The organism is Flavobacteriales bacterium (assembly GCA_013214975.1).
Lineage (GTDB): Bacteria > Bacteroidota > Bacteroidia > DT-38 > DT-38 > DT-38.
In genome coordinates this window covers 1-3,849 of sequence record JABSPR010000144.1, presented here as the reverse complement: position 1 = coordinate 3,849, position 3,849 = coordinate 1, and the positions used below count along the sequence as shown (strand labels likewise).

Annotated in this window: 5 protein-coding genes and 1 pseudogene; all 6 read left to right on the top strand. The window is 36.9% G+C overall.

Features of this window, described 5'->3' with window-relative positions; genetic code table 11:
- The first annotated feature begins 30 nt into the window (after positions 1 to 30).
- On the top strand, positions 31 to 333 hold the full coding sequence (locus HRT72_05345) for a hypothetical protein (protein NQY67134.1): 303 nt from the start codon (positions 31 to 33) through the stop codon (positions 331 to 333).
- A gap of 75 nt (positions 334 to 408) precedes the next feature.
- Positions 409 to 639, top strand: a complete 231-nt coding sequence (locus HRT72_05340) for a DUF1059 domain-containing protein (protein NQY67133.1) — start codon at positions 409 to 411, stop codon at positions 637 to 639.
- 26 nt (positions 640 to 665) lie between these two features.
- Complete coding sequence (locus tag HRT72_05335; GenBank protein NQY67132.1) at positions 666 to 875, top strand: hypothetical protein; 210 nt, start codon at positions 666 to 668, stop codon at positions 873 to 875.
- Positions 876 to 1,442, top strand: a complete 567-nt coding sequence (locus tag HRT72_05330; GenBank protein NQY67131.1) for a hypothetical protein — start codon at positions 876 to 878, stop codon at positions 1,440 to 1,442.
- A gap of 39 nt (positions 1,443 to 1,481) precedes the next feature.
- Positions 1,482 to 2,265 (top strand): annotated as a pseudogene (locus HRT72_05325) (NAD(P)-dependent alcohol dehydrogenase).
- A 74-nt stretch (positions 2,266 to 2,339) separates the two neighbouring features.
- Positions 2,340 to 3,849 (top strand): M3 family metallopeptidase (locus HRT72_05320; protein ID NQY67130.1); only part of this gene is annotated, 1,510 nt, incomplete at its 3' end.

Sequence of the window (3,849 nt, the reverse complement as noted above, 5' to 3'; positions counted from 1 at the left end):
TATTTTTCTATTCCTATTTGTTTGGGGTTTATGAAAAACGAATCTTTCGAGATGTTTGCAGGCGTACAGGCTGGTTTTAAAATGGGTAGTAATTATGTTTTTCGTATGTACGATTATTTAGGAGGAAAAAAGAGAATTTCTAGAGATTCGGGTGTTTTGCAAATGTCTAATATCGACTTTGGACTTAAAGGAGGATTTAATGTTAAAATCAAAAAAAACACATACATAGGTGCTCTTGCTTATTACGGGTTATATAATGTTCAAGTAGAAGTAGGAGACGGTAATACCAGAATCAGACATTATAGTTTGAGTTTAACCAAGACAATCCGTTAGCCGAAAAAGTAGTGCAAATTAAAATAGATAAATCGAATGGGCAGTTTTAAAACAACACAAGAGATATGAAAAAAAATGACATGTAATGAATTGGGTGGAGCTTGCGACTTAGAGTTTAGAGCAGAAACATTTGATGAAATGGCGGAACAAGGCAAGAAGCACGGAATGGAAATGTTTCAATCGGGAGATGAAGCACACCTTAATGCTATGAAAGAAATGCACGGCCTGATGCAAGACCCGAGTGCAATGATGGAATGGTTCGAGAATAAAAGAAATGAATTTGAAGGGCTTCCTGAAAGTGAGTAACAACGTTAATAAAAAAAACTAATAAGATGTTTCAACAAATAGGTGGTTCCTTAACCGATATATTTATACTAGGAGTATTTATTTACTTAGCACTTTTACTGCACGAGAAGGTAATATCGAAGAATGAAAAAGTAATTGAAACGGTGGCGAAATTCCAGACAAGCAAAATGGCTTACGCCTTAGTATGGGGAGGAATTGCTCTTTACAGTTATCAGATAATAATAAAAGTTTTGTAATTGAAAACAGGCTTAATTATATCGCTCTTGTTCTTCTTATCCAGTTGTGGTCCTGCATCTCTAATAACACAATTTAATGGTTATTCAGACACTGAATTAAATCTCCCCATATATATAGAAGGGATTATTTATAAAGATGCCCGAAAGAAAGTAGATCAAAGCGTGATCGAGTTACCTTCTGTTTTTGCCTCAAATCAGGTAATAAAACATAATCCGATATTAATTCCTTTTCATCAAAACGAAATGTCAAGGGTTATTAGGTCACATTGTAAGGGAGGAAAGGATACAGCATCTGTTCTTATTATCATAACAGATTCTTATCAAGAGTTTTCTGCAACTTGGTGGCAACAAACAGAAAAAGCACATGTGGAATTAGATATGATATTTCAATTGAAAAACAAGTATAATTATTCGGCAAATTCTAAAGCAGAATATTACATTTCTAGTGGGAATGCGAAACCGAAAAGGTCTGAAACACTGTATCGTATTGCATTAAAGAATGGGGTTCATAAGGCTCTTGAGATGATTCATAAATCCTATATTATCGGCGAAAGCATTAATAAATGAAACTAGATTCGTTGTCCATTCAAATGATGTATTGATATTATGAAAGCATATATTTTAAAAACCTATGGTAAGCCGAAAGAAGTATTAAACCTTCAGGAAGTTGATAATCCTGAGCCTAAGAGAAACAAGGTTCTTGTTAAGGTTCATGCAACTACAGTCAACGATTACGATTGGTGTATTACAACAGGTAGCCCATTGGCGTATCGGCTTTTCTATGGGCTTTTTAAGCCAAGAAAGAAGTTGGCAATTCCGGGTATGGAGTTATCAGGTATTGTAGAGAAGCTTGGGGGTGATGTCACAAAGTTTAAACTTGGCGATGAAGTTTATGGAGATATTTGGGAATATCAAAAAGAGGCAAAAAATATTAATTAATGGTGGAGGAGGAGGTGTCGGGTCATTTGGACTGCAACTCGCTAAGCTTTTTGATGCGCACGTCACTGGGGTGGACACCGGTGAAAATCTAGGTGCCATGAAAAATCAAGGATTCGATGAGGTACTCAATTATAAAAAAGAAGACTTTACAGCCAATAGTAATTTATGCGATCTAATTCTAGATTGTAGAACAAATCGATCTCCTTGGAGGTATGTCAAAGTACTTAAACCTAAAGGGAAGTATGTTTCTGTAGGAGCTAGATCAGGAAAGCTATTATTAATGTTTGCGTTAAAACCATTAACTTCTCTATTTACAGGTAAATCAATACAGCTAGTAGCGCTTAAAGGCAATAAGGATTTGGATTATATTAGTGAGTTGTATGAAAAGAAACAACTACAGTGTGTAATTGACGGACCTTATAGTTTTGAAAAGTTACCCTGGGCAATTTAATATTTCGGGGATGCTTTGCATCATGGTAAAATTGTAATTTCAGTAAATTAAGTCAGGAGATAAAAACGAAAAAGATGAAATTAAACATAGCACTGGTAGCATTAATTGGAATTGCGTTTTCCTCTTGCAATGAGACACCAGAAGTAAAAACAGAAACGATGAGTGATAATGTTTTGTTAACGGAATGGGATACTCCATTTGGCGTTCCGCCATTCGATAAGATTAATAGTGAAGACTATTTTCCAGCAATAGAAATTGCTATCGCCAGACATAAGGAAGAGATAAAGGGGATTGTCGAGAATACCGAAGCGCCAACTTTTGCTAATACAATTGAGGCTTTAGAATTAAGTGGGGCTGATTTGAATAAAGTGTCTTACGTGTTTTATGAAGTGGCTGGAGCGAATAGGGATAGTGTGCTTCAGGATTCAGAGAAGAGATTAGCACCGATTATGACAAGTCATTCAGATGATATTAATCTTAATCCTGATCTGTTTAAAAAAGTTAAGGCTGTTTATAAGCAAAGAGAATCACTTAATCTTGGTCGAGTAGAATTGAGATTATTAGAAGAGACGTACAAGGATTTTGTGAGAGCCGGAGTAAATGTAGAAGGAGAGGAGAAGGAACGATTAAAAGAGATTAATAAGACATTGGCTGAGTTGTCTCAAAAATTTGGGGCTAATCTATTAGAAGAAACCAATGATTTCGAATTTCACACCAATAACAAAGAAGACCTGGGTAACCTTCCATCAAGCCTAATTTCTTTAGCTGAAGATGAAGCTAAGACAAGAAAGCACGAAGGAGGATATTCTATTACGTTGCAACGTCCGAGTATAAACCCATTCTTGCAGTCCTCTCCCAATAGAGATGCTCGTAAAGTTTTATTTGATGGATATGCAATGCGAGGAAATAATGGCAACGACAATGATAACACATCTATCGTTTCTCAAATGGCAGCGTTGCGTGCGGAACGGGCACAACTCTTAGGATTCGAAACTCACGCACATTACAAGTTGTCTAATTCGATGGCAGAGACTCCGGATGCCGTGTTCGGGTTTATGGATAAATTATGGCCATCTGCACTGAAAATGGCTAAAGCAGAGCGAGAAGCTCTTGTGGCTAAAATGAAGAGCGAAGGTGTTGATGGGCATTTTAACGGAAGTGATTGGAGACATTTTGTTGAGAAAGTTCGAAAAGAGCGATATGCGTATGACGAAGAGGAAACGAGACCATACTTCGAATTTAATGCTGTAAAAGCAGGAGTATTTCAATTGGCTGAAAAACTATTTGGTTTGTCTTTTAAAGAATTGAAGGACATTCCTCGGTATCATCCCGAGCAACAGGTATTCGAGGTACTTGATGCAGATGGTTCTCACCTTGCTGTACTCTACATGGATTTCTTCGCTAGAGAAAGTAAAAGAGGCGGAGCATGGATGAACGAATTACGTGGTCAGTCTAACGTAAATGGCATGATTAGACCGATTGTTACAAATGTTTTTAATTACCCAGCACCTTCTGGTGATGGGCCTTCCTTATTATCTTTCTCTGAGGCCGAAACGCTATTCCATGAATTTGGACATGCCTTAC

Bases quoted from the DNA above. Each gene is read 5' to 3' on its own strand.
- HRT72_05345 (NQY67134.1), top strand. From the start codon at position 31: ATGAAAAACGAATCTTTCGAGATGTTTGCAGGCGTACAGGCTGGTTTT.
- HRT72_05340 (NQY67133.1), top strand. From the start codon at position 409: ATGACATGTAATGAATTGGGTGGAGCTTGCGACTTAGAGTTTAGAGCA.
- HRT72_05335 (NQY67132.1), top strand. From the start codon at position 666: ATGTTTCAACAAATAGGTGGTTCCTTAACCGATATATTTATACTAGGA.